The organism is Micromonospora sp. NPDC003241 (genome assembly GCF_053589795.1).
Window position 1 is genome coordinate 75376 of sequence record NZ_JBSFSO010000001.1, and the last position, 25499, is coordinate 100874.

General features: G+C 72.3%; 19 protein-coding genes and 2 pseudogenes. 10 read left to right on the forward strand and 11 right to left on the reverse strand.

Annotation, left to right across the window (positions count from 1 at the left end):
* Positions 1-123 precede the first annotated feature (123 nt).
* The 4 genes from ACWDVW_RS00345 to ACWDVW_RS00360 all read right to left on the reverse strand — a co-directional run bounded on the left by ACWDVW_RS00345 (position 124) and on the right by ACWDVW_RS00360 (position 2917).
* Positions 124-1494, reverse strand: a complete 1371-nt coding sequence (locus ACWDVW_RS00345; protein WP_449942973.1) for an MFS transporter — start codon at positions 1492-1494, stop codon at positions 124-126.
* 105 nt (positions 1495-1599) lie between these two features.
* Positions 1600-1905 carry a type II toxin-antitoxin system PemK/MazF family toxin gene (locus ACWDVW_RS00350; protein WP_449942975.1) on the reverse strand — a complete coding sequence of 102 codons (306 nt, stop codon included), beginning with the start codon at positions 1903-1905 and terminating at the stop codon, positions 1600-1602.
* Positions 1883-2170, reverse strand: a complete 288-nt coding sequence (locus tag ACWDVW_RS00355) for a hypothetical protein (protein ID WP_387260316.1) — start codon at positions 2168-2170, stop codon at positions 1883-1885. The genes ACWDVW_RS00350 and ACWDVW_RS00355 overlap by 23 nt, the downstream gene beginning before the upstream one ends.
* A 27-nt stretch (positions 2171-2197) precedes the next feature.
* Positions 2198-2917: a class I SAM-dependent methyltransferase gene (locus tag ACWDVW_RS00360; RefSeq protein ID WP_449942979.1), complete on the reverse strand. Its 720-nt coding sequence runs from the start codon at positions 2915-2917 to the stop codon at positions 2198-2200.
* 163 nt (positions 2918-3080) lie between these two features.
* Between ACWDVW_RS00360 and ACWDVW_RS00365 the strand changes: the two are divergent.
* The 6 genes and pseudogenes from ACWDVW_RS00365 to ACWDVW_RS00390 all read left to right on the forward strand — a co-directional run.
* Positions 3081-4586 (forward strand): annotated as a pseudogene (locus tag ACWDVW_RS00365) (molybdopterin oxidoreductase family protein); the annotation flags it as partial.
* 195 nt (positions 4587-4781) lie between these two features.
* A pseudogene (locus tag ACWDVW_RS00370) lies at positions 4782-5360 on the forward strand (molybdopterin oxidoreductase family protein); the annotation flags it as partial.
* A 149-nt stretch (positions 5361-5509) separates the two neighbouring features.
* Positions 5510-6949 carry an FAD-dependent oxidoreductase gene (locus tag ACWDVW_RS00375; RefSeq protein WP_449943493.1) on the forward strand — a complete coding sequence of 480 codons (1440 nt, stop codon included), beginning with the start codon at positions 5510-5512 and terminating at the stop codon, positions 6947-6949.
* Positions 6946-9468 (forward strand): nitrite reductase large subunit NirB, encoded by a 2523-nt coding sequence (gene nirB / locus ACWDVW_RS00380; RefSeq protein ID WP_449942981.1) that lies wholly within the window; start codon positions 6946-6948, stop codon positions 9466-9468. The genes ACWDVW_RS00375 and nirB overlap by 4 nt, the downstream gene beginning before the upstream one ends.
* The gene (nirD, locus tag ACWDVW_RS00385) at positions 9465-9815 is read left to right on the forward strand and encodes a nitrite reductase small subunit NirD (protein WP_396741657.1); all 351 of its coding nucleotides are present in this window, start codon (positions 9465-9467) and stop codon (positions 9813-9815) included. Before nirB ends, nirD begins: the two co-directional genes overlap by 4 nt.
* Entirely contained in the window at positions 9816-10904 is a 1089-nt protein-coding gene (locus ACWDVW_RS00390) for a uroporphyrinogen-III synthase (protein WP_449942984.1), read from the forward strand.
* A 70-nt stretch (positions 10905-10974) separates the two neighbouring features.
* Here ACWDVW_RS00390 and ACWDVW_RS00395 read toward each other — a convergent pair whose 3' ends face one another.
* From ACWDVW_RS00395 to ACWDVW_RS00410, 4 genes are all read right to left on the reverse strand, one after another.
* Positions 10975-11598, reverse strand: a complete 624-nt coding sequence (locus ACWDVW_RS00395; RefSeq protein WP_117226207.1) for a GTP-binding protein — start codon at positions 11596-11598, stop codon at positions 10975-10977.
* Positions 11579-11944: a DUF742 domain-containing protein gene (locus tag ACWDVW_RS00400; RefSeq protein WP_117226208.1), complete on the reverse strand. Its 366-nt coding sequence runs from the start codon at positions 11942-11944 to the stop codon at positions 11579-11581. The genes ACWDVW_RS00395 and ACWDVW_RS00400 overlap by 20 nt, the downstream gene beginning before the upstream one ends.
* Positions 11945-12030: 86 nt before the next feature.
* Positions 12031-12438, reverse strand: coding sequence for a roadblock/LC7 domain-containing protein (locus ACWDVW_RS00405; protein WP_007465177.1), 408 nt, complete (start codon positions 12436-12438; stop codon positions 12031-12033).
* Complete coding sequence (locus ACWDVW_RS00410) at positions 12435-15563, reverse strand: sensor histidine kinase (RefSeq protein ID WP_449942987.1); 3129 nt, start codon at positions 15561-15563, stop codon at positions 12435-12437. Before ACWDVW_RS00410 ends, ACWDVW_RS00405 begins: the two co-directional genes overlap by 4 nt.
* Before the next feature lie 447 nt (positions 15564-16010).
* Between ACWDVW_RS00410 and ACWDVW_RS00415 the strand changes: the two genes are divergently transcribed.
* Positions 16011-17192, forward strand: a complete 1182-nt coding sequence (locus ACWDVW_RS00415; protein ID WP_449942990.1) for an ABC transporter substrate-binding protein — start codon at positions 16011-16013, stop codon at positions 17190-17192.
* Positions 17193-17198: 6 nt separating this feature from the next.
* Here ACWDVW_RS00415 and ACWDVW_RS00420 read toward each other — a convergent pair whose 3' ends face one another.
* Both ACWDVW_RS00420 and ACWDVW_RS00425 read right to left on the reverse strand, forming a co-directional pair.
* The gene (locus ACWDVW_RS00420; RefSeq protein ID WP_449942993.1) at positions 17199-18059 is read right to left on the reverse strand and encodes an ABC transporter permease; all 861 of its coding nucleotides are present in this window, start codon (positions 18057-18059) and stop codon (positions 17199-17201) included.
* Between the two features lie 105 nt (positions 18060-18164).
* On the reverse strand, positions 18165-19187 hold the full coding sequence (locus ACWDVW_RS00425) for an ABC transporter substrate-binding protein (RefSeq protein WP_449942996.1): 1023 nt from the start codon (positions 19185-19187) through the stop codon (positions 18165-18167).
* 267 nt (positions 19188-19454) lie between these two features.
* Between ACWDVW_RS00425 and ACWDVW_RS00430 the strand changes: the two genes are divergently transcribed.
* From ACWDVW_RS00430 to ACWDVW_RS00440, 3 genes are all read left to right on the forward strand, one after another.
* Positions 19455-20237 (forward strand): ABC transporter ATP-binding protein, encoded by a 783-nt coding sequence (locus ACWDVW_RS00430; protein WP_449942999.1) that lies wholly within the window; start codon positions 19455-19457, stop codon positions 20235-20237.
* Between the two features lie 2 nt (positions 20238-20239).
* A complete protein-coding gene (locus tag ACWDVW_RS00435; RefSeq protein WP_449943002.1) occupies positions 20240-21190 on the forward strand; it encodes an LLM class F420-dependent oxidoreductase in 951 nt (316 codons plus the stop codon).
* A gap of 144 nt (positions 21191-21334) precedes the next feature.
* Positions 21335-23890 (forward strand): hypothetical protein, encoded by a 2556-nt coding sequence (locus tag ACWDVW_RS00440; protein ID WP_449943005.1) that lies wholly within the window; start codon positions 21335-21337, stop codon positions 23888-23890.
* A gap of 13 nt (positions 23891-23903) precedes the next feature.
* Here the strand turns inward: ACWDVW_RS00440 and thiC are convergent, their stop codons facing one another.
* Positions 23904-25496 (reverse strand): phosphomethylpyrimidine synthase ThiC, encoded by a 1593-nt coding sequence (thiC, locus tag ACWDVW_RS00445; protein WP_449943007.1) that lies wholly within the window; start codon positions 25494-25496, stop codon positions 23904-23906.
* Positions 25497-25499: the final 3 nt, after the last annotated feature.

Consider the following 25499-nt stretch of genomic DNA (forward strand, 5'->3'; position numbering starts at 1 on the left):
CAAGCGTACCTTAGGCGGCACGCCCACAGATGTCGTACAACAGCAGGCAACGATACCCGTAGCCCCGTCGGCCGGTCAAAACGGGGGTCCGGTTGGCGCGCCGGATGGAGGGACAATACCCCCTCAGACCCGGGCCCGCGCCATCCGGGACCCCGGTCGCAGGTACGCCACCCAGGTGACCGCCAGCAACACCAGGAAGAAGCCCACATAGAAGCGCAGTGCCGGCTGGATCCCGCCGTAGGTCGACCGGGCCCAGGCGTAACAGATCGGCACCAGGAAGCCGCCGAAGGCGCCGACCGAGGAGATGATGCCCAGCGCGCCGGCGGCCTGCCGGCGCATTGCCAGCATCACCTCCGGGGTACCGCCGAGGTCCTCGCCCTTGACGCGGAAGATCTTGCTGATCATCCGGTAGGTCGAGCCGTTGCCCACTCCGGTGGCGACGAAGAGCAGCAGGAAGGCCGCGAAGAAGAGGGTCATGCTGCGCCGCTCCACCGACCAGAGGGCGGCCAGCGCGCCGACGGCCATCAGCACGAAGCTGACCACGGTGACCCGGGCGCCGCCGACGAGGTCGGCCAGGCGACCGCCGAAGGGCCGGCAGAACGAGCCCACCGCGGCACCGAGGAACGCCCAGGCCAGCGCCGTGTCCGGTCGGCCGAACACCGAGGTGAGCAGCGTCGGGAAGGCCGCCGAGTAGCCGATGAACGAGCCGAAGGTGCCGATGTAGAGCAGGGACATGACCCAGGTGTCCCGGTGCCGCAACGACGACCAGACCGGCCCGACGTCGGCCTTGGCCTCGACCAGGTTGTCCATGAAGAGGTACGCGCAGACCGCGGCGATCACCGCGAGCGGGATGTACATCAGCCCGGCCCGGGCCAGCACGAGCCCGCCGCCGAGCACGATCACCTGCGGCACGACGAACTGCACCACCGCGACGCCGATGTTGCCGCCGGCCGCGTTGAGTCCCAGCGCCCAGCCCTTCTCGCGTTCCGGATAGAAGAAGGAGATGTTGGCCATGCTGGAGGCGAAGTTGCCGCCACCGAAGCCGGCGCTGGCGGCGATCAGCAGCAGCGGCAGGAAGCCGATCTCGGGATACTCGACCGCCCAGGCCAGACCGGCGCAGGGCACGATCAGCAACAGCGCGGAGACGACCGTCCAGTTCCGTCCGCCGAACACCGGCACGGCGAAGGTGTACGGCAGCCGCAGCAGCGCACCCACCCCGCTCGGTACGGCGGTCAGCCAGAGCGCCTGGCTGGTGGTCAACTGCCATCCGGCGTCACCGAGCCGGACGACGACGATGCTCCAGAGCAGCCACACCGAGAAGCCGATGTGCTCGGCGAAGATCGACCAGATGAGGTTGCGCCGGGCGATCCGACTGCCGGTCGTACGCCAGAATCCCGGATCCTCCGGCGTCCAGTGCCCGATCCAGCGACCGGGTCGGCGGTCCAGGTCCGGCTTGTCCTCGATAACCTCGGGGCGCGCGCTCGTGGTGGTCATGCGCCGAAGCTAGGAATCGAGCGTTACCGTGGCGTTCGTCCTCGGGGTCGGCGGCGCAACGGGGAGCGCACCGGCGCCGCGCGTCGGTGGTGAGGAACGGGACGGTCAGAGCTGCTGGAGGATGCGCAGCGCCCGGTCGATCTGCCGCATGGTCTCGACGTCGGCCACGTCCACGCACTCGGCGAACCACTTCTTCATCGGTGACGAGATCCGGTCCGGCATCACCACCCAGCCGCCCATCCGCACCGCCAGGGGCGAGTCGCGCAGCAGCGCCGCCTCGACCACCTCGGCGACGATGACGATGGGCACCGCGGTGGAGTTGTAGACGTCCGAGCTGATCACGAGCCCGAGTCGCTCGCGGGCCCCGGCGATCCGCCAGACCTCGCCCCTACGCAGCACGCGGGCGACCACCGAAGAGCAGATCGTCGACCATGCCCACCTCCTGTGCGTCGGCCAGCGAGGCCGACTCCAGGTCCAGTCCCGCCCGCCCGACCGCGGCGGCGTGCGCCGCGAAGACCTCACGCAGGGCCTTCTCCCGGGCCGCCTGGTCCATCCAGGCCGACAGGGAGAGCCCTTCGCGCTTGGCGAACCGCCGGGCCTCCGCGATCGTCTCGTCGGAGAACGACAGAGTCACCTTGGCTGTCATGCCGGTCAGACTACCCGCTGGTATGACCATCAGTCATCCATCGGATACCGCGAGCGGTCACCCGACGGTCGGGCCGGTGACGCCCGGGGCCCGGCCGCCGAAGACGGCGAATCGCCACGCCTTGAAGAAGCAGTCCACCTCGGTCAGCCCCGCCTCGGACAGCCAGCGGCACTGCTCCCCCACGGACGCGGGCCGGTCGTACGCCATCCGCTGCGCGGCGGCGGCGATCTCGTCGGCGTCGGAGCCGCGCGCGGTGATCTGCGCCAACCAGACCTCGTGGTAGCGCCGGTCCAGCTCGGCCGTCGGGCCGGCGACCTGCTCGGCGTTGACGAAGACGCCGCCGGGCACCAGGGCCTCGGCGGCCCGCCGGTAGAGGTCCCGCTTGCCGGCGTCGTCGAGGTGGTGCACGGCGAGCGCGCTGACCACGGCGTCGTAGCGTCCGTCGGGCAGCGGGTCGGTCAGGTCGGCCACCACCACCCGGTGCGGCACGCCACGACCGGTGAGCTGCTCGGCGGCGACGGCCAGCATCTTCGGCGCGGCGTCGACGAGGGTCAGCCGGACGCCGGGCACGGCGGCGGCGACCAGCGACGACAGCAGACCGGTGCCGGCGCCCAGATCCAACACCTCGGGGGTACGCCCGGCGGCGCGGGCGGCGCGCAGCGCCGGCTCGACGACCTCGACGGCGGTGCCGTAGAACCCGTCGAAACAGGGCACCAGTCGTCGCCGCGCGGCGTCGTAGCTGCCGGCCACCGCGTCGAACGCCTGAGCCACATCCATGTCGATACCCTTCGCCGAGACCTTCCCGAATATCAGGATTCTTGTCCCATATTGTAGACCCCTCGACCCCGCGCGCAGCCGACGTGCGGTGTGAGGCGCTCTTGACAGGGCCGAAACAAACGGGACGCTGACCGGAAACCGCCCAACGGCACGCTTTGCCGACATGACAGACGGTGCACGGTTCGCGACTCGACCGGGGCGAGCGCCCCGGGAGGTGGCGACACACTGCCCGTACTGCGCCCTCCAGTGTGGGATGACGCTGCGCCAGGAAGAGGCCCGGATCTCCGTACTCCCCCGGGACTTCCCGACCAACCGGGGCGGCCTCTGCCAGAAGGGCTGGACCTCCGCCGAGCTGCTCGACCACCCCGACCGGCTGACCACCCCGCTGCTGCGCGACCCGGCCACCGGCCGACTGCAACCGGCGAGCTGGGACGCCGCGCTGGACCGCATCGTCACCGGACTGGGCGAGGTGCAGCAGCGGCACGGCCGCGACGCCGTGGCCGTCTTCGGCGGCGGCGGGCTCACCAACGAGAAGGCGTACACGCTGGGCAAGTTCGCCCGCGTGGCGCTGCGCACCCGGCACATCGACTACAACGGACGGTTCTGCATGTCCTCGGCCGCCGCCGCCGGGATGCGGGCCTTCGGGGTCGACCGGGGACTGCCGTTCCCGCTGGCCGACCTGGGCCGGGCGGACACCCTGCTGCTGGTCGGCGCGAACCCGGCCGAGACCATGCCACCGCTGGTGCGCTGGCTGACCGAGCAGCGGCAACGCGGCGGCACGCTGATCGTGGTCGACCCGCGCGCCACCGCCACCGCCCGGCAGGCGGACCTGCACCTGCAACCCCTGCCCGGCACCGACCTGGCGGTCGCCAACGCGCTGCTGCACATCGCGCTGACCGAGGGCTACGTCGACGGGTCGTACGTCGCCACCCGAACCCGGGGCTTCACCGACGTACGCCGTACCGTGGCGGGCTGGTGGCCGGCCCGGGCCGAGGCGCTCTCCGGCGTGCCGGTGGCCGACCTGGAGGCGACCGCCCGAGCCCTCGGCACCGCCGAACGGGCGATCATCCTCACCGCCCGGGGCGCGGAGCAGCACGCCAAGGGCGTCGACATGGTCACCGCCTTCGTCAACCTGGCGCTCGCCCTCGGGCTGCCCGGACGGCCCGGCTCCGGGTACGGCTGCCTGACCGGGCAGGGCAACGGCCAGGGTGGCCGGGAGCACGGGCAGAAGGCCGACCAGCTCCCCGGATACCGCAAGATCGACGATCCGGCGGCCCGGGCGCACGTCGCGGCGGTCTGGGGCGTACCCGAGGACGAGTTGCCCGGTCCCGGCGTGCCGGCGTACCAGTTGCTCGATTCGCTGGGCACCGCCGACGGGCCCCGGGCGTTGCTCGTCTTCGGCTCCAACCCGGTGGTCTCCGCGCCGCGCGCGGCCCGGATCGAGAACCGGCTGCGCGACCTGGACCTGCTCGTCGTCGCCGACTTCCTGCTCTCCGAGACCGCCGCGCTGGCCGACGTGGTGCTGCCGACGGCGCAGTGGGCCGAGGAGGACGGCACCATGACCAACCTGGAGGGACGGGTGCTGCGCCGACGCGCGCTCCGCCCCCCGCCGACCGGCGTCCGCACCGACCTCGCCATCCTCGCCGACCTCACCACCCGCCTAGCGATGAAAGGAAGGGTCCCTTCCTATCGCCTCGTGCATAGCAAGGGTCCCCTCCTAACATCCGCCGCAGGCGCAGGCGCGGGTGCAGGTGCCGACGCGGGTGCGGGTGCAGGTGCCGACGCGGGTGCGGGTGCAGGTGCCGACGCGGGTGCGGGTGCGGGTTCGGGTGCCGACGCGGCTGCGGGTCCGGCGGGGGCGGATCCGCAGGCCGTGTTCGAGGAACTTCGGCGGGCCTCGGCGGGCGGGCTCGCCGACTACGCCGGGATCAGTTGGGACCGTATCGACGAAGCAGACGGGGTGTTCTGGCCCTGCCCTCGCAGTGACGAGCCGGACTCGCCCCGACTCTTCGCGGACCGGTTCGCTACTCCGGACGGGCTGGCCCGGTTCCACCCGGTGGAGCACCGGCCGGCGGCCGAGGAGGTCTGTCCGGAGTATCCGCTGTACTTCACCACCGGCCGGGTACTCGCCCAGTACCAGTCGGGCACCCAGACCCGCCGGGTGGCGGCGCTGCGCCGGGCCGCTCCCGACGCGTTCGTGGAGCTGCACCCCGACCTAGCCGACCGGCTCGGGGTGACCGACGGCGAGCCGCTCCGGGTGGTCTCCCGGCGGGGCGAGTTCCGGGCGCCTGCCCGGCTGAGCCCGGCGATCCGGCCGGACACCGTCTTCGCGCCGTTCCACTGGGGCGGCGCGGCACGGGCCAACTCCGTCACCAACGACGCGGTCGACCCGATCTCCGGCATGCCCGAGTTCAAGATCTGCGCCGTCCGCCTGGAGAAGGTCCCTCAAGAGGACGCGGAGCGCAGCGGAGCGGGAGCAAGCGAGCACCAGCGAGCGACCGGACAGGACGCCGGACGTCATGGCGACGCGGAGCGCAGCGGAGCGGTGACATGACCGAGCGCCAGCGAGCGGATCAGCAGTCCAGCGGCGGCATGCGCGGCGATCGGGTGGTCGTGGTCGGCAACGGGATGGCCGGTGCCCGGTTGGCGAGCGAGCTACGCGGGCGGGGCGGGGACCTGAAGGTCACCGTGCTCGGTGCGGAGCCGCACCGGGCGTACAACCGGATCATGTTGTCCACGCTGCTCACCGGCAAGATCAGCGAGCTGGACGTGGAGCTGGCGGAGGCCGCCGGGCGGGGTGTCGACGTCCGCACCGGGGTCGCCGTCCGGGCCGTCGACCGGACCGCCCGGGAGGTACGCACCGACGACGGCGACCGGATCCGCTACGACCACCTGGTGCTCGCCACGGGTGCGCGGGCGGTGGTGCCGCCGCTGCCCGGGCTCGATCCGGCGCACCTGCCGGACCGGGTGATCGCGTTCCGCACCCTGGACGACTGCCGGCGCATCATCGCGACGGCCCGAGGCGCCCGGCGGGCACTGGTGCTCGGTGGCGGGCTGCTCGGCCTGGAGGCGGCCCGGGGACTCGCCGCCCGGGGACTCGACGTCGCGGTGGTGCACCGGGTGCCGTACCTGATGGAGCGGCAGCTCGACGCCGTGGCCGCCACGATGCTGGCCGGTACGCTCGCCGGCCTGGGGGTGACCACCCATCTGGCCGTCACCCCGACGGCGCTCGCGGCGGACGCCACCGGGGTACGCATGGAGCTGTCCGACGGCCGGTCCCTCGACGCCGACCTGCTGGTGCTGGCGTGCGGGGTACGCCCGGAGACCGCCCTGGCCGAGGCGGCCGGATTGGCGGTGGACCGGGGCGTGCTGGTCGACGACCGGCTGCGGACCGACGACGAGCGGATCTCGGCGATCGGTGACTGCGCCCAGCACGGCGCCGCACCAACGGGGCTGGTGGCACCGGCCTGGGCGCAGGCCCGGGTGGTCGCCCACCTGCTGACCGGGGAGGATTCGTCGGCCCGGTACCGGCCCCGGCCGGTGGTGACCCGGCTCAAGGCGGCCGGCATCGACCTGGCCTCGATGGGTGACCCGACCGGTGGCCCCGGCGAGGAGCTGACCTTCGCCGACCCGGCCCGGGGCACGTACGCGCGGTTGCGGATCCACGACGAGCGACTGGCCGGGGCGATCCTGCTCGGCGACAACCCGTCGGTGGGCACCGTGGTCCAGCTCTTCGACCGGGGTCAACCGGTCCCCGCCGACCGGCGGGCGCTGCTGCTGGGCCGGTCGCTCGGTGGTGCCGTCGCCGCCCCGGCCGCCTCCCCGGCGCTGATGCCGGACGCGGCCACGGTGTGCCAGTGCAACACGGTCAGCAAGGGCGCCCTGGTGGCCTGCTGGCGCGGCGGAGCCCGCACCGTCGACGAGGTCGTCGCCGGGACCAGGGCCGGGACCGGCTGCGGCGGATGCCGCGACGCGGTCGCCGGCATCGTCGACTGGTTGTCCAGATCGGATCCGGTGGAGGTGGGACGATGACCGGCGGCAGCGTGGTCGTGATCGGCAACGGCATGGTCGGGCAACGGTTCGTCGACGCGGTGCGGTCGCGCGATCCGCAGGGACGGTGGCGGGTCACCGTCCTCGCCGAGGAGACCCGACCCGCGTACGACCGGGTGCGGCTCTCCGCGTACTTCGACGGGGCCGACGCGGACGAGTTGAACCTGCACACCCCGCACGACGGCGTCGAGTTGCGCCTCGGCGAGCCGGCCGTCGGTGTGGACCGGGCCCGCCGGGTGGTGACCACGGCGAGCGGCGAGCACCCGTACGACGTGCTGGTCCTGGCCACCGGTTCGTCGGCGTTCGTGCCGCCGGTGGCGGGTACGGATCTGCCGGGGGTGTTCGTCTATCGGACGCTGGACGATCTCGCGGCGATCCGCGAGCACGCCCGGGGCCGACGTTCCGGCGCGGTGATCGGCGGCGGTCTGCTCGGCCTGGAGGCGGCGAACGCGCTGCGCCTGCTCGGGCTGGCCACCCGCGTGGTGGAGTTCGCACCCCGGTTGATGCCGGTGCAGGTCGACACGGCCGGTGGCGCGATGCTGCGCCGCTACGTCGAGGAGCTGGGCGTGGCCTGTCACCTGGGGGTGGCGACCACCGCGTTGCGGCCGGGCCCGGACGGCACGGTCGGCGCCCTGGAGTTGGCCGACGGCACGCTGCTCGACACCGACCTGGTGGTGGTGGCCGCCGGCATCCGGCCTCGTGACGAGCTGGCCCGTGCGGTCGGGTTGGAGGTCGGCCCGCGCGGCGGCGTACTGGTCGACGACGCCTGCCGCACCTCCGACGAGCGGATCTACGCGGTCGGCGAGTGCGCGGCGGTGCAGGGCACCTGCTACGGGCTGGTCGCCCCCGGGTACGCGATGGCCGAGGTGGTGGCCGATCGGCTGGTCGGCGGGGAGGCCACCTTCCCGGGTGCGGACACCGCCACCAAGCTCAAGCTGCTCGGTGTCGACGTGGCCTCCTTCGGTGACGCGCACGGCACCACGCCCGGGTGCCTGGACGTGACCTGGACCGATCCGGCCACCCGGGTCTACGCCAAGCTGGTCCTCTCCGACGACGCGACGACGCTGCTCGGCGGGGTGCTGGTGGGCGACGCGTCGGCGTACCCGACGTTGCGGGCCAGCGTCGGCGGGCCGTTGCCGGCCGCACCGCTGGCGTTGCTCGCCCCCGAGCAGGCGGCGGGTGCGGCGGCGAGCGCGCTGCCCGCGTCCGCCCAGGTCTGCTCCTGCAACGCGGTCACCCGGGGCGACGTGGACGCGGCGATCGCGGCCGGCTGCGCGGACGTGCCGGCGGTGAAGGCGTGCACCCGGGCCGGCACCAGTTGCGGCTCGTGCGTCCCGATGCTCAAGCAGTTGCTCGACGCGGCCGGTGTGGTCCAGTCCCGGGCGCTGTGCGAGCACTTCGACGTCAGCCGCCAGGAGCTGTTCGACATCGTCCGGGTACGCGGCATCCGGACGTTCTCCCGGCTGATCGCCGAGCACGGTCGGGGGCGGGGCTGCGACATCTGCAAGCCGGTCGTCGCCTCGATCCTCGCCTCGCTCGGCGGCGGGCACATCCTCGACGGCGAGCAGGCGTCCTTGCAGGACACCAACGACCACTTCCTGGCGAACCTGCAACGCGACGGCAGCTACTCGGTGGTGCCGCGGATCCCGGGCGGGGAGATCACCCCGGAAAAGCTGATCGTCATCGGTGAGGTGGCCCGCGACTTCCGGCTCTACACCAAGATCACCGGCGGGCAGCGGATCGACCTGTTCGGCGCGCGGGTCGACCAGTTGCCGCAGATCTGGCGTCGACTGGTCGACGCCGGTTTCGAGTCCGGGCACGCGTACGGCAAGGCGCTGCGGACGGTGAAGTCCTGCGTGGGCTCCACCTGGTGCCGGTACGGGGTGCAGGACGCGGTCGGGCTGGCCGTCACGCTGGAGCTGCGCTACCGGGGACTACGCGCGCCACACAAGCTCAAGTCGGCGGTCTCCGGCTGCGCCCGGGAGTGCGCCGAGGCACGCAGTAAGGACTTCGGCATCATCGCCACCGAGACCGGCTGGAACCTCTACGTCGGCGGCAACGGAGGCTTCCGGCCCCGGCACGCCGACCTGTTCGCCACCGACCTGTCCACCGAGGCGCTGATCAGGACGATCGACCGGTTCCTGATGTACTACGTCCGCACCGCCGACCGGCTGCAACGCACCGCCGCCTGGATCGAGGCGATGGAGGGCGGCCTCGACCACCTCCGGTCGGTGATCGTGGACGACTCGCTCGGCCTCTGCGCGGACCTGGACGCCGCGATGGCCCGGCACGTCACGTCCTACTCGGACGAGTGGCGGGACGTGCTCGACGACCCCGACCGGCTGCGCCGGTTCACCTCCTTCGTCAACGCGCCGGACGTACCCGACCCGTCGATCACCTTCGCCACCGAACGCGGACAACCCGTCCCGGTCGGCGGTCGGTCACCCGCATCCGACGTCCGCCAGCCGGTCACCCTCGGACTGCCGGAGGTACGGCGATGAGCATCGCGACGACGACGCTGCGCTGGCACGCGGTCTGCCCGCTGGACCGGCTGGACCCGGACCGGGGCGTCGCCGCCCTCGTCGACGGGGTGCAGGTGGCGCTCTTCCGCACCGAGGACGGGCTGTACGCGATCGACAACCGCGACCCGGTCGCCGAGGCGTACGTGCTGTCCCGGGGCATCGTGGGCAGCCGGCAGGGCGTGCCCACGGTCGCCTCGCCGCTGCACAAGCAGGTGTACGACCTGCGTACGGGGGTTTGTCTCGACCTGCCCGGCGTCGCCGTGGCCCGGCACGAGATCCGTTGCCGGGACGGCATGGTCGAGGTGCGGCTGCGACAGGAGGGGTGAATGGGCGAGGAACTGGCCGGCTTCACCATCGGGGTGACCGCCGACCGACGGCGGGACGAACTCGCCGCGCTGCTACAACGGCGCGGTGCCCGGGTGGTGCTCGCTCCCGCCCTGCGGATAGTGCCGCTCGCCGACGACACCGAGTTGCGCGAGGCGACCCGGACCTGCCTGGACCGTCCACCGGACGTGTTGATGGCGAACACCGGGATCGGTATGCGCGGGTGGCTGGAGGCCGCCGAGGGCTGGGGCCTGGCCGAACCGCTGCGCTCGGTGCTCGGCGGCGCGTACGTGGTGGCCCGGGGCCCCAAGGCCCGGGGCGCGATCCGGGCCGCCGGGCTGCACGACCAGTGGTCCCCGGAGTCGGAGAGCTGCGACGAGGTGGTCGACCACCTGCGTCGGCGGGGCGTGGCCGGGCAGGTGATCGCCATGCAGTTGCACGGCGAGCGGCAACCGGAGTGCACCCGCGCGCTGGAGGACGCCGGAGCCACGGTCATCGAGATCCCGGTCTACCGGTGGGCCCCGCCCACCGACCCGGCCCCGCTGCACCGGCTGGTCGACCTGGTGGCCGGCCGGTTGGTGGACGCGGTCACGTTCACCTCGGCGCCGGCCGCGGAGGCGTTGCTGCGGGCCGCCGGTGACCGCACGGAGACGGTGCTGGAGGCCCTGCGCGGTGACGTGCTGGCCAGTTGTGTCGGCCCGGTCACCGCCGAGCCGCTGGTGCGCCGGGGCGTGCCGGTGAGCGCGCCGAGCCGGGCCAGGTTGGGGGCGCTGGTCCGCACCATCGTCGACGAACTGCCCCGCCGGACGGTCACCATCAAGGCCGCCGGACACCTGCTCACCCTGCGGGGACACGCGGCGGTGATGGACGGCGAGTTGAGACCGCTCGCCCCGGCGCCGATGGCGGTGCTGCGGGCGCTGGCCCAGACGCCGGGCCGGGTGCTGTCGCGTACCGCCCTGCTGCGGACGTTGCCGCGCGGTGCCGACGAGCACGCGGTGGAGATGGCGGTGGCCCGACTGCGCGCCGGCCTCAAGGCCCCCCGGGTGGTGCAGACGGTCGTCAAACGCGGTTACCGGCTGCGGGTCGACTGACCGCACCGACCGCACCGACCGCACGAAGGAGCCCGCCGGTGGAGATCCACCGACGGGCTCCCGCCGACACTCAGCCGACCGGGGTCGGGAAGCCCCGGTCGTGCTCGGCCTGCAACCGCGCCATGGCGTGCTCGACGACGGTCATCAGCACCCGCTTGACCGAGTCGCGCTGCCGGGCGTCGGTCAACACCAGCGGTACGTCCGGCGAGATGGCCAGCGCCTCGCGGACCTCCTCCAGTTCGTACTGCTGCGCGCCGTCGAACCGGTTGAGCGCCACCACGTACGGCAGCCGGCGGCTCTCGAAGTAGTCGAGCGGAGCGAACGCGTCGGTGATCCGGCGGGTGTCCACCAGCACCGTGGCACCCACCGCGCCCCGAATGATCTCGTCCCACATGAACCAGAACCGGGTCTGCCCGGGTGTGCCGAAGAGGTACAGGATCAGGTCCTGCGCCATGGTGATACGGCCGAAGTCCATGGCGACCGTGGTGGTCTCCTTGCCCGGCACCTTGGACGGGTCGTCGATCCCGACGCCCGCCGCGGTCATCACCGCCTCGGTGGTCAGCGGTGTGATCTCCGAGATCGCGCCGACCAACGTGGTCTTGCCGACACCGAAGCCACCCGCGACGACGATCTTCGCGGAGATGATTCCCCGGCTCTGGCGGGCCCCGGCGGGGTCATAGCTCGCGAAGTCCACTCAGCACCCTTCCCAGCATTTCCATCCGCTCCTCGAATCCTGTGGCGGGAGCGGCCGTCTGAAGCGTCAACAGGCCCTCGGCCACCATGTCGGCGACCAACACCCGGGCGACACCCAGCGGTAGCCGGGTGTACGCGGCGATTTCCGCCAGCGATTCGGGCCGGCTCTCGCAGACCATGGCGATGCGATGCTTGTCATGCCCGGCAAACCGCGACTCGGCGATCTGGGTGGGGCTGGCTACCAGCACCGCTTCCAAGGCGATGTCCTGCCGCGGCTCGGTCCGTCCCCGGGTGACCGCGTACGGCCGCACCAGTGCGCCACGCGGGTCACGTCGGTGTTGCTCCATCCGCGATCACCTCCTCTCCCCTCCGCCGGCATGTCGCCACCGGATCTCCTCCGTACCGACGCGGGATTGCGCCGGTGCTGTCCCTGTTATGACCGCACCGCGTCCCGGGGCAGCGGCACCAGCGCTGCTCCGACCCGCTCGACCAGCAGTGCCATCTCGTAACCCACCTGCCCGACGTCGCAGCTACGCGCCGCGAGCACGGCCATCGACGACCCGTCGCTGATCGACATCAGGAACAGGTAGCCGCTGTCCATCTCGATGACCGTCTGCAGCACCCCGCCGGCACTGAACATCCGCGCGGCACCCTCGGTCAGGCTCACCACGCCGGAGGTGATCGCGGCTAGCTGGTCCGCCCGGTCCCCCGGCAGGTCGCGGGAGGAAGCGAGTAGCAGTCCGTCGGCGGACACCGCCACCACGTGGGCGATTCCCGCCACGCTGTCGGCGAAGTTGGTGAGCAGCCAACCCATGTCCTGCATGGCCGCTGGCCTGTTCATCGGCTCGTCTCCTTGGTCGAGGTGCTGTCCTGACTCGCTCCGGCCGTCCGTCCGCGCTGCACGCCACGGTGGTAGGCCGAGAGCAGACCGCGTACTTCGTCCGGCGTACGGCGGCTGCGCTCACGTCCGCCCCGGGGCTCGATCCCACCGGGGACGAGCTGTTGCTGCGGCACCCGCTTGGGCAGTCCGGACCGGGTGGTGCCGGCCGGGGTCGGCTCGGCCGCCTTGCTGGCCCGCGTCCAGCCCTCGTCGGCGGCGGTCCGCCAGGCGTCGGACTCCGGTGCCGGGGACGCCGCGGGGGACGCCGCCGGGGGCGGGGTGGCCGGCGCGGCGCGCGGCGGCATCGGCGGTGGCGGCGCGGCGGCCGGAGTCACCGTGGGCAGCGGCGTGGTCGCGGCGGTCGTCGCGGTCGACGCAGCCGGTGACGACTGGTACGGGGGTGGTGGCGCGGGCTGCGCGGCGGCTGCCGCACCGGGTGTACGAGTGGGCAACGGGCTCCGTCCCCGAGTCGGCTCGACGGCCGGCGTGGGTGGGCCGGCAGCCGGTTGCGGCGGCTCGTCGAACTGCGGTCGGCTGAAGATGGCGGTGGCGTCGTTGCCGTGCGAACGGAACCAGACCGCCTCCATCTCGCGGAAGATCGGCGCCTCGGCCTGGGTTTCCGGCGGGGCGGTGATCGGCGCGGTGGCCTGTGGCGCGGTGGCGGCCAGGCTTGCGCCCAGGCCACGGAAGGGGGTGTCGGACTGCGGGGCGGCACCCACACCGAACGCGGTGGGTGCGCTCATCGGCGCCCCGGCGACCGGACCGGCCGGCAGCACCGGATCGGGTCGGGCGGCGGGCGGCGCGCTGCGCTGCGGCAGCGGGTCGAGCGACGGCTGGGCGACCGTCGGCGTACCGGCGTTGAAGCCACCGGCGAAGGCGGGCGGCGCGGTACGGGCCGGCGGAGCCGGCGGCTCCGGTGTCGGGGCCGGGTTCGCGGCCGGCCACGGCGCCGTCGTCGAAGGGGTGCTGTCACGCCACCGCTCGGTCGTCAACGTGGCGAGATTGCTGCGACCGGCGCCGGTGAGCGGCTCGGTAGGGGCCGCCGGTGGCGGCGGCGGGGTCTGCTCGACGGCGAGCGGCTGACGCGGCCGGTTGATCTGGTCGCGGCCCCGCAGGCTCGGCAGGATCACCGTCGAGGCCGGCAGGGTGATCTGCGCCACGGTGCCGCCCTCGACGTTGCGGCGCAGCTCCACCCGGATGTTGTAGCGGGCCGCGAGCCGGCTGACCACCGCGAGACCCATCAGCCGGAAGGCGGCCACGTCGACGGTGGACGGCGCGGCGAGCCGCCGGTTGAGCGAGTCGAGCTGCTCGTCGCTGAGGCCCAGGCCCCGGTCCTCGATCTGGATGAGCACGTAGTCGCGGATGCGGCGTCCGTCGGCGACCACGGTGGTGTTCGGCGGCGAGAAGCGGGTGGCGTTGTCGAGCAACTCGGCTACCAGCCGCACCACGTCGTTGACCGCGTGCGCGGCCACCGAGACGTCGGTGTCGACCGTGCCGAACTCGATCCGGTTGTAGAGCTCCACCTCGGACTGCGCGGCGCGCAGCACGTCCACCAGCAACGCGTCGTCGCGACGCGGCACGGCCGAGTCCGCGCCGGCCAGCACGAGCAGGTTCTCGTCGTTGCGGCGCATCCGGGTGGCGAGGTGGTCGAGCTCGAAGAGCTGGGCGAGCCGCTTCGGGTCCTCCTCGCCACGCTCGATCGCGTCGAGTTCGCCGATCATTCGGTCGACCAGGGTCTGACTGCGCCGGGCCAGGTTGAGGAACATCGCCGAGACGCTGGTCCGCAGGGCCGCCTGTTCGGCCGCGACCCGGACCGCCTCCCGGTGTACGACGTTGAAGGCCAGGGCGACCTGCCCCACCTCGTCGCGGTTGTTGAGCTGGATCGGGTCCCGTACCTCGCGGACGATCTCGTCGACGCTGCCGTCGCTGACGTTGCCCATGCCCTGGAGGCGGCGCACCGCCTCGGGCAGGTCGTGGTTGGCCACCGAGAGCGCGCCCTCACGCAGCCGCCGCAGCGAGTGGTTCAGCGAACGGGCCAGCACCACGGCCAGCGTCACCGCGATGATCAGGGTGAGCAGGACCAGCGTCGACTCGACGATGGCCTGCCGGATGACGTTCGTACGAGCCTGCTCGGCCTGGGCGAGCAACTGGTCCTGGAGCTCGATCTCGGCCCAGCGCATCAGCTCGTTGACCGCGCCGATCGCCGCGGTGGCGTCCTGGGCGCTGATCGGCGAGCGGTTGCCCACCGAGCGGCTGATGTCGGTGGCGATCCGGTCGGCCAGCACCACCGCGTCACCGGAGACGGTGGTCTCCACCAGAGCCCGCTGAGTGGGGTCGGCGGCCAGCGAGAAGGCCAGCAGCGCCTCCTGCTGCCCGGTCAGGGTGGCCACGAACGCGGAGAACTGCTCGTTGTCGAGCCGGCCCCGGCTCAACGCGGTGAACGCGATCGACTGCTCCTCGGCGACGGCGGCCTTCGCCCGGGCGAAGGCGGCCACCGCGCGGCGGCTGTCGGCCAACTGCTCCTCGCCCGGCAACTGGGCCAGGCCGTCGCCGTAGGCGACCAGGTCGGCCAGGACCACGCCGTACCGCAGGGCCGCCTCGGCGACCTCCATCTGGGAGCGGTCGAGCACCTCCTGCCGGGTGCCGTCCAGGGTGTCCAGGTGCGTGTCGATGGTCCGCAGGCGGTCGCCGACCGCGCTGGGCACCTCACCGATCTTGGACCGCTCCGCGCGGTACGCGTCGATCCGTTGCTGGGTCTGGCGGACCCGCAGGTTGTACGCGTCGGCCTGCGGCTGCGGCTGGGCCAGATAGGCCGCCGCCGCCATCCGTTCCGCGTGCAGGTCGTTGGTGAGCGCGGAGATGTTGATGGACAGTGCGGTCAGCGACCGCGCCTGGGTGGCGTCGTAGGCGCCCTCGCCGACGGAGACGAGACGGACGGTGGCCAGCGCGATGACCGCGGCGACCGGCACGACCAGGATCAGCGCCAGCTTGGACCGGATCCGCGCGTCACGCAGCCGGAACAGGCGGCGAGGCGCCTTCGGCGCGGCGTCACCGCTGGCGGGCAGGGTCGTCGGTCCGGTGCTCACGACATCGCCTCCGTCGTTTTCTCCACGCCTGGCCCGTCGATCCGTGCATGGAGCGACGGCCAGCGCCACGCGCGGCACGGCCGCGATTTCATCAGACGAGATCGTGTTTGGGAAGCCGCAGGCGGGCAGGAATCGGTCGGACGTCGCGCATCCCGTGATCCGGTCAACTAATACCTACATTTCCACAGCGCCCTGAACAGGGCATGTAACTCCAGAGTGGCGAAGCATGTCGCCACAGTGAGCAACGGAAAACATCTGGTTACCCCAACATGTGGGATCGGCGTCCCGAAACGCCTCCAGTGGTCCCGCTTGACCGCAGCGCCCGGCATTGGCAAGGTTTTGCAGGCTTCGCGCACACGGTACGGCAGACCCTTCCCGATTATCCACTGAGGACGGTTGCCGCCACCAGTGACCGGGCCCCGCCCGCGCCACACCAGGAGGACTGAGTTGACCCCCTTCCGCTCCGCGACCGCCACGGCGCTCGCATCCACCCTGCTGGCTTCTCTGCTCGCCGGCTGCCAGTTCGGCGGGGAGGCGAAGGACACGAGCCCGATCGTCATCGCCGCCGACCTGGAGCTCTCCGGAGCGGCGGCCGGAGTCGGCAAGGCGTACCGGCAGGCGCTGGAACTCAAGGTCGAGCAGTTGAACGCGTCGGGTGCGTTGAACGGCCGTTCGATTGATCTGCGGGTGAAGGACAATCGTTCCGACGCCAGCGAGTCGCTGCGAAACATCGCGGACTTCAGCAACGATTCGGCGGTCAGCGCCATCATCATGGGCGGCTGCAACGAATGTGCGGTCGGCGCGGTGCGCACCATCAACGAAAAGCAGATCCCGACCATCGCGCTCGCCGCCGCCGGTGCCATCACCAGTCCGGTCGCAGAACGACGGTACGTGTTCAAATTGGCACCGAACGCAGCGGACAGCGCCGACGCGCTCACCGTCGAACTGCGTCGGCGCAACATCGACACGGTCGGCATTCTGCACACCGAGGACACGTACGGCCGGGAGGGCGTCACCGCGCTTCAGCGCGAGTTCGACAACGCCGGTATCCGGGTGGTGGCCCAGGCCTCGGTCCGGGGCACGGACACCGAGGTGGACGGGCAGGCCGCCACGCTGGCCGCGGCCGACCCGGACGGGGTCATCATCTGGACCTCGCCGGATCAGGCGATGCTCGCCGCCGCAGCGGTGAAGCGGGCCGACTTCACCGGGGCGCTGTACCTCGACGCCGCCGCTGCCGGCGACCTCTTCCTCGGGTCGGCCTCCCGGGCGGCGGAGCGGGCGACCCTGGTGTTCACCCAGACCATGGTGATCGACGACGTCATCGCCACCACCCCGGCCAAGGCGGCCCGCCGCCAGTGGTTCCAGGACTACACCGCCCGCTTCGGCGGCTACCACGGTTCGTCGTCCTTCGCGGCGGACGCCGTCCAGCTCATCGCCGACGCCGAACTGCGCTCCGGCGGACCGGTCGGACAGGTCAACCGCGACGGCCTCCGCGACGTGCTGGAGACGTCCCAGTTGGACGGCCTGTCCGGACCGATCCGGATGACGCCGGACAACCACTCCGGGCTGATGCCGCAGGCGCTCACCACGCTGGTCGCCCGGAACGGTCGGTGGCGCCTGGCGGGCTGAGCGAGCTCAGCGGCTGGAGGTGGTCTCGCGCACCCACGGCAGGCTGCGACGCTCGACGAACGCCAACACGGTGTACAGCAGGATGCTGACCAGGGCGACGAGCATGATCGCCGCCCACGCCGTGGCGGTGTCGCCGATGCCCGCGTACTGCACGATGACGAAGCCGAGACCAGCCTCACCGGCCTGGAACTCGCCGATCACCGCGCCGATCGCGGCCAACGGCATGGCGACCTTGAGCCCGATGAAGATCTGCGGCAGCGCGGCCGGGAAGCGGACCTTGCGGAACGCCTGCCAGCGGGAGGCGTTCCAGGACCGGACCAGCTCGGCCAACTCGGCCGAGGTGGTGGTCAGGCCGGTCGCGGTGGAGAGCACGATCGGAAAGAAGCAGAGCAGGAAAACCATCGTCAGAATGGGTTTCTGACCCCAGCCGAGCGCCACCACCAGCAGCGGTCCCAGGGTGATCTTCGGGACCGCGTTGACGGCGACCAGCAGCGGGGTGAACATCCGCTCGACCGTCCGCGAGGCGGCCAACGACAGGCCGATCAGCACGCCGGCCACCGCCGAGAGCAGGAAGCCGAGCAGGATCTCGCCGGTGGTGGTGATGGTGTGTTCGAGCAGTCGGTCCTGACCCAGCCGGAAGGCGTTCAGCACGTCACCGGGCGGCGGCAGGGCGGCCGGGTGGACCAGCTCCAGCCGGGCGACCAGCCACCACACACTGAACGCGACCAGCAGGCCGGCGGCCGGCAGCAGCGCGGCCGTCGCGCCGTCCCGCAGGTCTCCCGGCCGCCACCGCCGGCCACGTGGTGCGGCCGGGGCCGGCTCCGGGGCGGGTGCCGCCTCCGGCTGCCGTGAGCGGACGTCGGTCATCGGATCCTCCTGCGGTTCGGGTGGTCAGACGCGGGATCGGGGTACGCCGTACCGGCTGACCGGCACGGCGTACCCCGTGGTGGAACTGGTGTGGACTGGTCGACCTCAGGCCTTGGGGGCCAGGTTGAAGTCGACGATCTGGTCCGGGCTGAGGTCGGACTTCAGGGCACCGGCGCCCCGCAGGATCGCGATGCTCTTGGCCACCCGGCCACTGTCCAGCGCACCCAGGGCGGTGCCGGAGTTGCTGGAGCGCACGTACCCGGCCATCAGTTCCAACTCGGCGGCGGCTGCGGCGGGCACCACGGCCTCGACGTTCTTGGCCAGGATCTCGGCGGCCTCCTGCGGGTGCTCCAGGGCGTACTCCAGGCCCTTGAGCAGTGCCTCGGTGAACCGCTTGACCATGTCCGGCTTGTCGGTGGCGATCTGCTTCGAGGTGATCAGCACCATGCCGTAGAGGTCCTGCATGACGTTGCTGTACGGCAGCAGGACGGCCTTCTTCTTGGTCACCGCCTCGATGGTGGGCTGGCCGACGACGAACTGGCCGATGCCGTCCACCGAGCCGGCGGCCAGCGTGCCCATCAGGCTCTGCGGGTCACTGTTGACCCAGGTCACCTTCTCGTAGTCGATGCCGGCCAGCCGCGCGTACGTCGGGAAGAGGTTCCGGACGACGGAGCCGGGGGCGTCGGCGAGCTTCTTGCCCTCCAGGTCCTTCGGCGTGCTGATGCCGGTGCCCTCGACGGTCGCGATGGCGGCCATCGTGCGCTGCTGGATCGCCGCCACCGCGACGAAGTCCTTGGCCTCGCCGTTGCCGAGCTGGAGCAGGCCACCGGTCAGGTCGATCGGGCCGAACTGCGCCTGACCACCGACGATCGTCTGGATCACACCGTTGGTGCCCTGGCCGGGCTTGATCTCGACGTCGAAACCGGCGTCCTTGAAGAAGCCCTTCTCCTTCGCCACCCAGGCGTAGGAGTCACGCCCGAAGTTGCCGAACGAGGTGAGGTAGGTCACCTGCTCCAGCGAGGAACCGACGTTCTCGTCGGCACCGTCCGAGCCGCTGCTGCACGCGGAGGCAAGAGCGAGCGCGGTGGCCATGGTGGCCGCGGCGACCGTACGGGTCAGCCTTCTCATCAGTACACCTTGTCCTTTCCCACCGGGGCGTCGCGGGCCTCCGGGAGGGGATGTTGGGGCGGTACCGGCAGCCTGGACGGAAGCCGACACCGCGTATCGAGGGGACTCTTCGCGGGCACAGCGTACGAGAACCCCACCTTTGCGACGCCAGGCATACCGGGTTGCGGAACGGAAACAACTCACCTCCACCCCGGACGGTGAGATAACGGTGGAGACCGCTAACCTTTGCACCGAATCCTGACCACCCACTCAGGGAGGCCGCCGGAGATGATCCGCCTGACCGAGGTGTCACGCACCTTCGACGGCCGTAGCGGCCGCGTAGAGGCGTTGCGCGGCATCAACCTCGACGTGGCCGACGGCGAGTTCGTCGCCGTACTCGGCCGCTCCGGTTGCGGCAAGTCGACCCTGCTCCGGCTGATCGCCGGACTGATCCCGGTCACCTCCGGCCAGGTCACCGTGGGTGGCGAGACGGTCACCCGGCCACGCCGGGACATCGCCATGCTGTTCCAGCGGCCGGCCCTGCTGCCGTGGCGCACGGTGCTGGACAACGTCCTGCTGCCGGTGGAGATCTTCGGCTGGAAGCGCGCTGACTACCGGGAGCGCGCCCGGCAACTACTCGACGTGGCCGGCCTGGCCGGTTTCGAGAAGCGGCTGCCGCACGAGTTGTCCGGCGGCATGCAGCAGCGGGTGTCGCTGTGCCGGTCCCTGATCGGTGACCCCCGCGTGATGCTGATGGACGAGCCCTTCTCGGCCCTGGACGCGCTCACCCGGGAGGAACTGTCCGGGGAGTTGCAGCGGGTGCACATGCGCAACCGCGCCACGGTCGTCTTCGTCACCCACTCCATCGACGAGGCGGTGCTGCTGGCGGACCGGGTGGTCGTGCTCAGCCCGCGCCCCGGCCGGGTCCGCAAGATCGTCGACGTGACCATCCCCCGCCCCCGCACCCTCGGCCGAAACGCGCACCTGGCGGAGGTCGCCCAGGTCAGCGCCGACCTGCACGAGCTACTCATGGAGCGGGACCACCCGGCGGCCGCCGGTACGCCGAGGTAGCCGTGCGGGTCACCGTCTTCACCGAGCCGCACCGGGGCGCCAGCTACGACGACCAGCTCCGCTTCGCCCGACTCGCCGAGGACGGCGGCTTCGAGGGCTTCCTCCGCGCCGACCACTACCAGTCGATGAGCGACGGTCCGGCACTGCCCGGCCCGACCGACGCCTGGCTGACGCTCGCCGCGCTCGCCCGGGAGACCCGCCGGATCCGACTCGGCACGCTGGTCACCTCCGCGACCTTCCGGCTGCCCGGCCCGCTCGCGGTGATGGTGGCCCAGGTCGACCAGATGAGCGGCGGCCGGGTCGAGCTGGGCATCGGCGCCGGCTGGTACGCCCGCGAGCACACCTCGTACGGCATCCCGTTCCCCAGCACCAGCGAGCGCTTCGACCGGCTCACCGAGCAGCTCGACGTACTCACCGGACTGTGGCGCACCCCGTCGGGCAGCACGTACCACTACACCGGTGACCACTACCGGCTGGTGGACGCCCCGGCGTTGCCGAAGCCGGTGCAGACCCCGGGACCGCCGATCATCATCGGTGGACGCGGTCCCAAGCGCACCCCGGACCTGGCGGCCCGCTTCGCCGACGAGTTCAACGTGCCCTTCACCGATGTCGCCCGGACCGCCGAGGCCTACGAGCGGGTACGCGAGGCGTGCGACCGGGTCGACCGCGCCGACACCGGACGGGCACCGCTGGTGCTCTCCGCCGGCATCGCGGTGGCGATCGGGCGCACCGACGCCCAGGCCCGCCGACGGGCGGCACCGCTGCACGAGACCAGCGCCCTGCCGCCCGAGGAGGCGGTGGTCGGCTCGCCGGAACGACTGGTCGACCGGATCGGCGAGTTCGCGGCGGTCGGCACCACCCGCGTACACCTGCGGCTGGTCGACCTCGACGACCTGGACCATCTGGAGCTGATCGCAGCCGAGGTGCTGCCCCGACTGTCGGAGACCCGATGAGGCGGTGCACCCGCCGATCAGCGTCGGCGACACGACATACCCGGCTCACCAGTTCGAGTTCAAGTAGACCCGCCGGGCGCAGGTAGCAGCCGTCCCACGGCGCGCCGGTGGCGATCGGTCGCCACGGACCGTAACGTGCCGACCATGGCCCATCGGACCTTGAGCCGGCTACTGCTCACGGCGTTCGGCGTCAGCCTGCTGGCCGCCGCCGGTCAGTTGGGAGTCGCCTTCGGCTTCGGCATCCTCCGACTCACCGGCACCTTCACCGGCGCCACCGTCAACCAGTGGCCGGCCCAACTCGTCTGGGCCGGCTGGTTCGCGGCGAACGCCGCCGTCGTCGGAGCGGTACTCACCGAACGTCTCGCCGAGCGCCACGGTGGGCTCACCGGTTCGCATCGCCAACTGGCCGTGGCGTGCAGCGCCGCGCTGGGCGCCGTCGTGGTGGCACCGCTGTGCATGCGACCGGCCCGCGCTGTCGAACTCGTCTCGGTCGACCCGGTCTGGGCCGTCGCCATCTGCGCCGTCCTCGGTGCAGTGGTGGGCGCGGGCGCCGCGCTGGCCGCCCTGCTCCGGCGGGCCTTCGCCTGGAACATGGCCGGCATCGCCGGCACGGTCTGGCTGCTCGCGCTGCTGTCCGTCGCGCCGTCGCTCGCGGCGACCGGTCCACTGACCCCGGTACGCCTCGGCGTGCTGGAACCGAGCTGGCTCTCCGCCGACGCGGCGCAGCGCCTGGCCCTGCTTCTCCTGCCGCTGCTCAGCCTGCTGGCCGGTGCCGCGACCGGTGCCCTGGCCCGGTGGCGCGGCCAGCCGCCGCTGATCAGCGGGCCGAGCGGGGTCGCCGGGCCGATCCTGGTGGCGTTCGCCTACCTGGCCGCCGGGCCCGGTGACGCGAGCGACCGATACCAACTCGCGCCCTACTACGGCGCCCTGATCGCGGTCGCGGTCGGTGCCCTCGGGTCGGCCGCCGCCGCGTTGCTCCCCGTCGCCGCCCTCGACCGCAACACCGCCGGGACCGCCATCGAACCGACCGCGATCCTGCAGCCCCTGCCGGCCTCCCCCACCCTGCCGACGTCGGCCGATCGTCCGGGCGGCACAGGTGCCGGCACGTCGGCAGCCGCCGGTGCCGTCGTGGTGGCCGACCCGCCCGGCGGTACGCACGCCGGCCCCGACCTGCCGGGCACCGGCGACACGTCGCCACCCCACTGGCACTGGCCCGGCGAGCCGGCTCCCCCGGTGCCCGCCGCGCCGGACAGGCTGCCGATCGCCCCGGCATCCGAGACCGCACCGGGGCCCGGACTTCCCCTCGCCACCGGCCCGACCATCGACGGTGACGTCGCACCGGCCGTCGACGGCACCGCTTCCCTCGCGGCATCCGAGGACTCGCCCACCGGCGCCCCGTCGACCACGCGCATGAGCCGACCGGACGAGTCGGACGCCGACGCCGGTCCCACCGCAGCCGGTCCCACCTCCGTCGACACCGCCTCCGGCACCTTCCCCGCCGCTGACCCCGGCTCCGCCACCAGCGCCGCAAACACCCCCGACCACGACGCGGCCACGACCTCTGATCTCGACACGGCCACCGCCGTCGTGCCCACCGCCGTCGGGCCAGCCGGTACCGACCCAACCGCCGTCGGACCCACCGCCGCCGTCGGACCCACCGCCGCCGAACCAACCGGTCGCGGGTCCACCGTCGGCGGCCCCGACACTGTCCGCCCCGACACTGTCAGTCCCGCCGTCGTCGGGACGCCGGCCCTCGCGGTGCAGGCGACGGATCCGGCGGCGAGCGGTGCGGCCGGGCCCGACCCGGTAGACGACGGCGGTGACCTCACCCCGGCGACGGGCACGGCGGACCGGGCACCCCGGCGTACCCGCACGACGCGCCCCCTGGTCGAGGCACCGAACCGGGCCGTGCCCGCGACCCGGGACGGCGACCAGACCCGATCGCCGAGCCCGTTCGACACCGCGAGACCGACCGAGCACACGGACCGGACCTCGGTACCCAGCCAGGCCGGTGGTATGGATGCCGCCGACGCCACGCCCGTACCCCCGGGAACCGATCCCGGTCCGACTGTCCACGACGCCGCGCCGGGCAGCGGCGGTCTACCGGGCAGCGCCGTGGCACCGGCCACTCGTCCGGTCGAAGGGCAGGAGACCGCGCCCTGGCCCCGGCACCGGCTCCCGATGCCCGACCTGAACACCACGGAGACCTGGAACGCCTTCGCGCCGGCCCGCCGCCCCGACCCGGCGGACGAGGCCGCGTCACCGACCGGGCCGGGCGCCGACGGACCGTCGGATGCGGACGGCGCCACCGACCGGGTCGAGTCGAGCGCCGGCCCCGACCCGGCGACCGCCGCCCGGGACGTCTCGGCGGCCTTCGCCAGCTCGGCACCGGCTGTCTCCACCGACCCGGCGGCGGCCGCCCGCGACCTGACGGCCGCGTTCACCAAACCGCCGACCCCGCGCGCCGAGCCGGCCCCGCAGAAGCACGACCGTGAGAAGGGCCGGCGGGGCCTGTTCCGGCGCAGCCGGCCCCGCCCCGCGGAGACCGACCCCGCGGAGCAGGAGGAACCGCTGGCCGAGCAGGACGAGGAGTACGTGGACTGGGTGGCCGGACTCGGCCGCCCGTCGTCCGACGACGAGCCACTCCCGAAAGAGACCCGCCGACGGCTGCGGCCGACCGGCCGGCACCATCGGGAGTAGCCGGCCGCGACCGTCAGGCCAACGGCAGGTAGACCCGCCCGCCAGAGGCGAGGAACTCCTCGGACTTGTCCTGCATCCCTCGGGCGGCGTACTCCTTGAGGTCCTGACTGATCTTCATGGAGCAGAACTTCGGCCCGCACATCGAACAGAAGTGTGCGGTCTTCGCCGGCTCGGCGGGCAGCGTGGCGTCGTGGTACGACCGCGCCGTCTCCGGGTCGAGCGAGAGGTTGAACTGGTCCTCCCACCGGAACTCGAACCGCGCCTTGGAGAGCGCGTCGTCCCAGGCCTGCGCGCCCGGGTGCCCCTTGGCCAGGTCCGCCGCGTGCGCCGCGATCTTGTACGCGATGACCCCCGCCTTGACGTCGTCGCGATCCGGCAGCCCCAGGTGCTCCTTGGGTGTGACGTAGCAGAGCATCGCAGTGCCGAACATGCCGATCATCGCCGCGCCGATGGCCGAGGTGATGTGGTCGTACGCGGGCGCGATGTCGGTGGTCAGTGGACCGAGCGTGTAGAACGGCGCCTCGTGGCACCACTCCTGCTGGAGGTCCACGTTCTCCTTGATCTTGTGCATCGGCACGTGGCCCGGACCCTCGATCATCACCTGCACGTCGTACTCCCAGGCGACCCGGGTCAGCTCGCCGAGCGTCCGCAGCTCGGCGAACTGTGCCTCGTCGTTGGCGTCCGCGATCGAACCGGGCCGCAACCCGTCGCCGAGCGAGAACGTCACGTCGTAGCGGGACAGGATCTCGCACAGCTCCCGGAAGTTCGTGTAGAGGAAGTTCTCCTCGTGGTGCGCCAGGCACCAGGCCGCCATGATCGAACCGCCCCGCGACACGATGCCGGTCACCCGGTCGACCGCCAACGGCACGTACGGCAGCAGCACCCCGGCGTGCACCGTCATGTAGTCCACGCCCTGCTCGGCCTGCTCGATCACGGTGTCCCGGAACACCTCCCAGGTCAGCTTCACCGGGTCGCCGCCGACCTTCTCCAACGCCTGGTAGATCGGCACCGTACCGATCGGCACCGGCGAGTTGCGCACGATCGACTCGCGGGTCTCGTGGATCCGCTTGCCGGTGGACAGGTCCATCACGGTGTCCGCGCCCCACCGGGTGGCCCAGGTCAGCTTCTCCACCTCCTCGGCCACCGAGGAGGTCACCGCCGAGGTGCCGATGTTGGCGTTGACCTTGACCAGGAACGCCTTGCCGATGATCGCCGGCTCGCACTCCGGGTGGTTGATGTTCAGCGGCAGCACCGCCCGACCCGCCGCGATCTCGTCCCGGACGAACTCCGGCGTCATCCCCTCCCGGATCGCCACGAACTCCATCTCGGGGGTGACGACCCCGGCCCGCGCGTACGCGAGCTGCGTCGGCCGTTTGCCGTCCACCCCGCCCAACGGCGTGCCGGCACCGCGTACCGGGGCCACGTCGCCCCGCTCGGCGATCCACGGTCCCCGCAGCGGCGGCAGACCGACCTCCGGGTCCGAACCCGGCCCGGCGGTGTCGTACAACCGGACCGGCGGGTTGTCCCCGGTCAGCTCGACCTCCGCGAACGGCACCCGGACGTCCGGTCGCGAACCCTCGACATAGACCTTGCGACGTGCCTGCATGAC

Excerpts from the sequence above, each read along its gene's own strand:
- ACWDVW_RS00345 (WP_449942973.1), bottom strand. The coding sequence starts at position 1,494 with ATGACCACCACGAGCGCGCGCCCCGAGGTTATCGAGGACAAGCCGGAC.
- ACWDVW_RS00355 (WP_387260316.1), bottom strand. The coding sequence starts at position 2,170 with ATGGTCATACCAGCGGGTAGTCTGACCGGCATGACAGCCAAGGTGACT.
- ACWDVW_RS00360 (WP_449942979.1), bottom strand. The coding sequence starts at position 2,917 with ATGGATGTGGCTCAGGCGTTCGACGCGGTGGCCGGCAGCTACGACGCC.
- ACWDVW_RS00375 (WP_449943493.1), top strand. The coding sequence starts at position 5,510 with ATGCGCGGCGATCGGGTGGTCGTGGTCGGCAACGGGATGGCCGGTGCC.
- nirB (WP_449942981.1), top strand. The coding sequence starts at position 6,946 with ATGACCGGCGGCAGCGTGGTCGTGATCGGCAACGGCATGGTCGGGCAA.
- nirD (WP_396741657.1), top strand. The coding sequence starts at position 9,465 with ATGAGCATCGCGACGACGACGCTGCGCTGGCACGCGGTCTGCCCGCTG.
- ACWDVW_RS00390 (WP_449942984.1), top strand. The coding sequence starts at position 9,816 with ATGGGCGAGGAACTGGCCGGCTTCACCATCGGGGTGACCGCCGACCGA.
- ACWDVW_RS00400 (WP_117226208.1), bottom strand. The coding sequence starts at position 11,944 with ATGGAGCAACACCGACGTGACCCGCGTGGCGCACTGGTGCGGCCGTAC.
- ACWDVW_RS00405 (WP_007465177.1), bottom strand. The coding sequence starts at position 12,438 with ATGAACAGGCCAGCGGCCATGCAGGACATGGGTTGGCTGCTCACCAAC.
- ACWDVW_RS00420 (WP_449942993.1), bottom strand. The coding sequence starts at position 18,059 with ATGACCGACGTCCGCTCACGGCAGCCGGAGGCGGCACCCGCCCCGGAG.
- ACWDVW_RS00425 (WP_449942996.1), bottom strand. The coding sequence starts at position 19,187 with ATGAGAAGGCTGACCCGTACGGTCGCCGCGGCCACCATGGCCACCGCG.
- ACWDVW_RS00430 (WP_449942999.1), top strand. The coding sequence starts at position 19,455 with ATGATCCGCCTGACCGAGGTGTCACGCACCTTCGACGGCCGTAGCGGC.
- ACWDVW_RS00440 (WP_449943005.1), top strand. The coding sequence starts at position 21,335 with ATGGCCCATCGGACCTTGAGCCGGCTACTGCTCACGGCGTTCGGCGTC.
- thiC (WP_449943007.1), bottom strand. The coding sequence starts at position 25,496 with ATGCAGGCACGTCGCAAGGTCTATGTCGAGGGTTCGCGACCGGACGTC.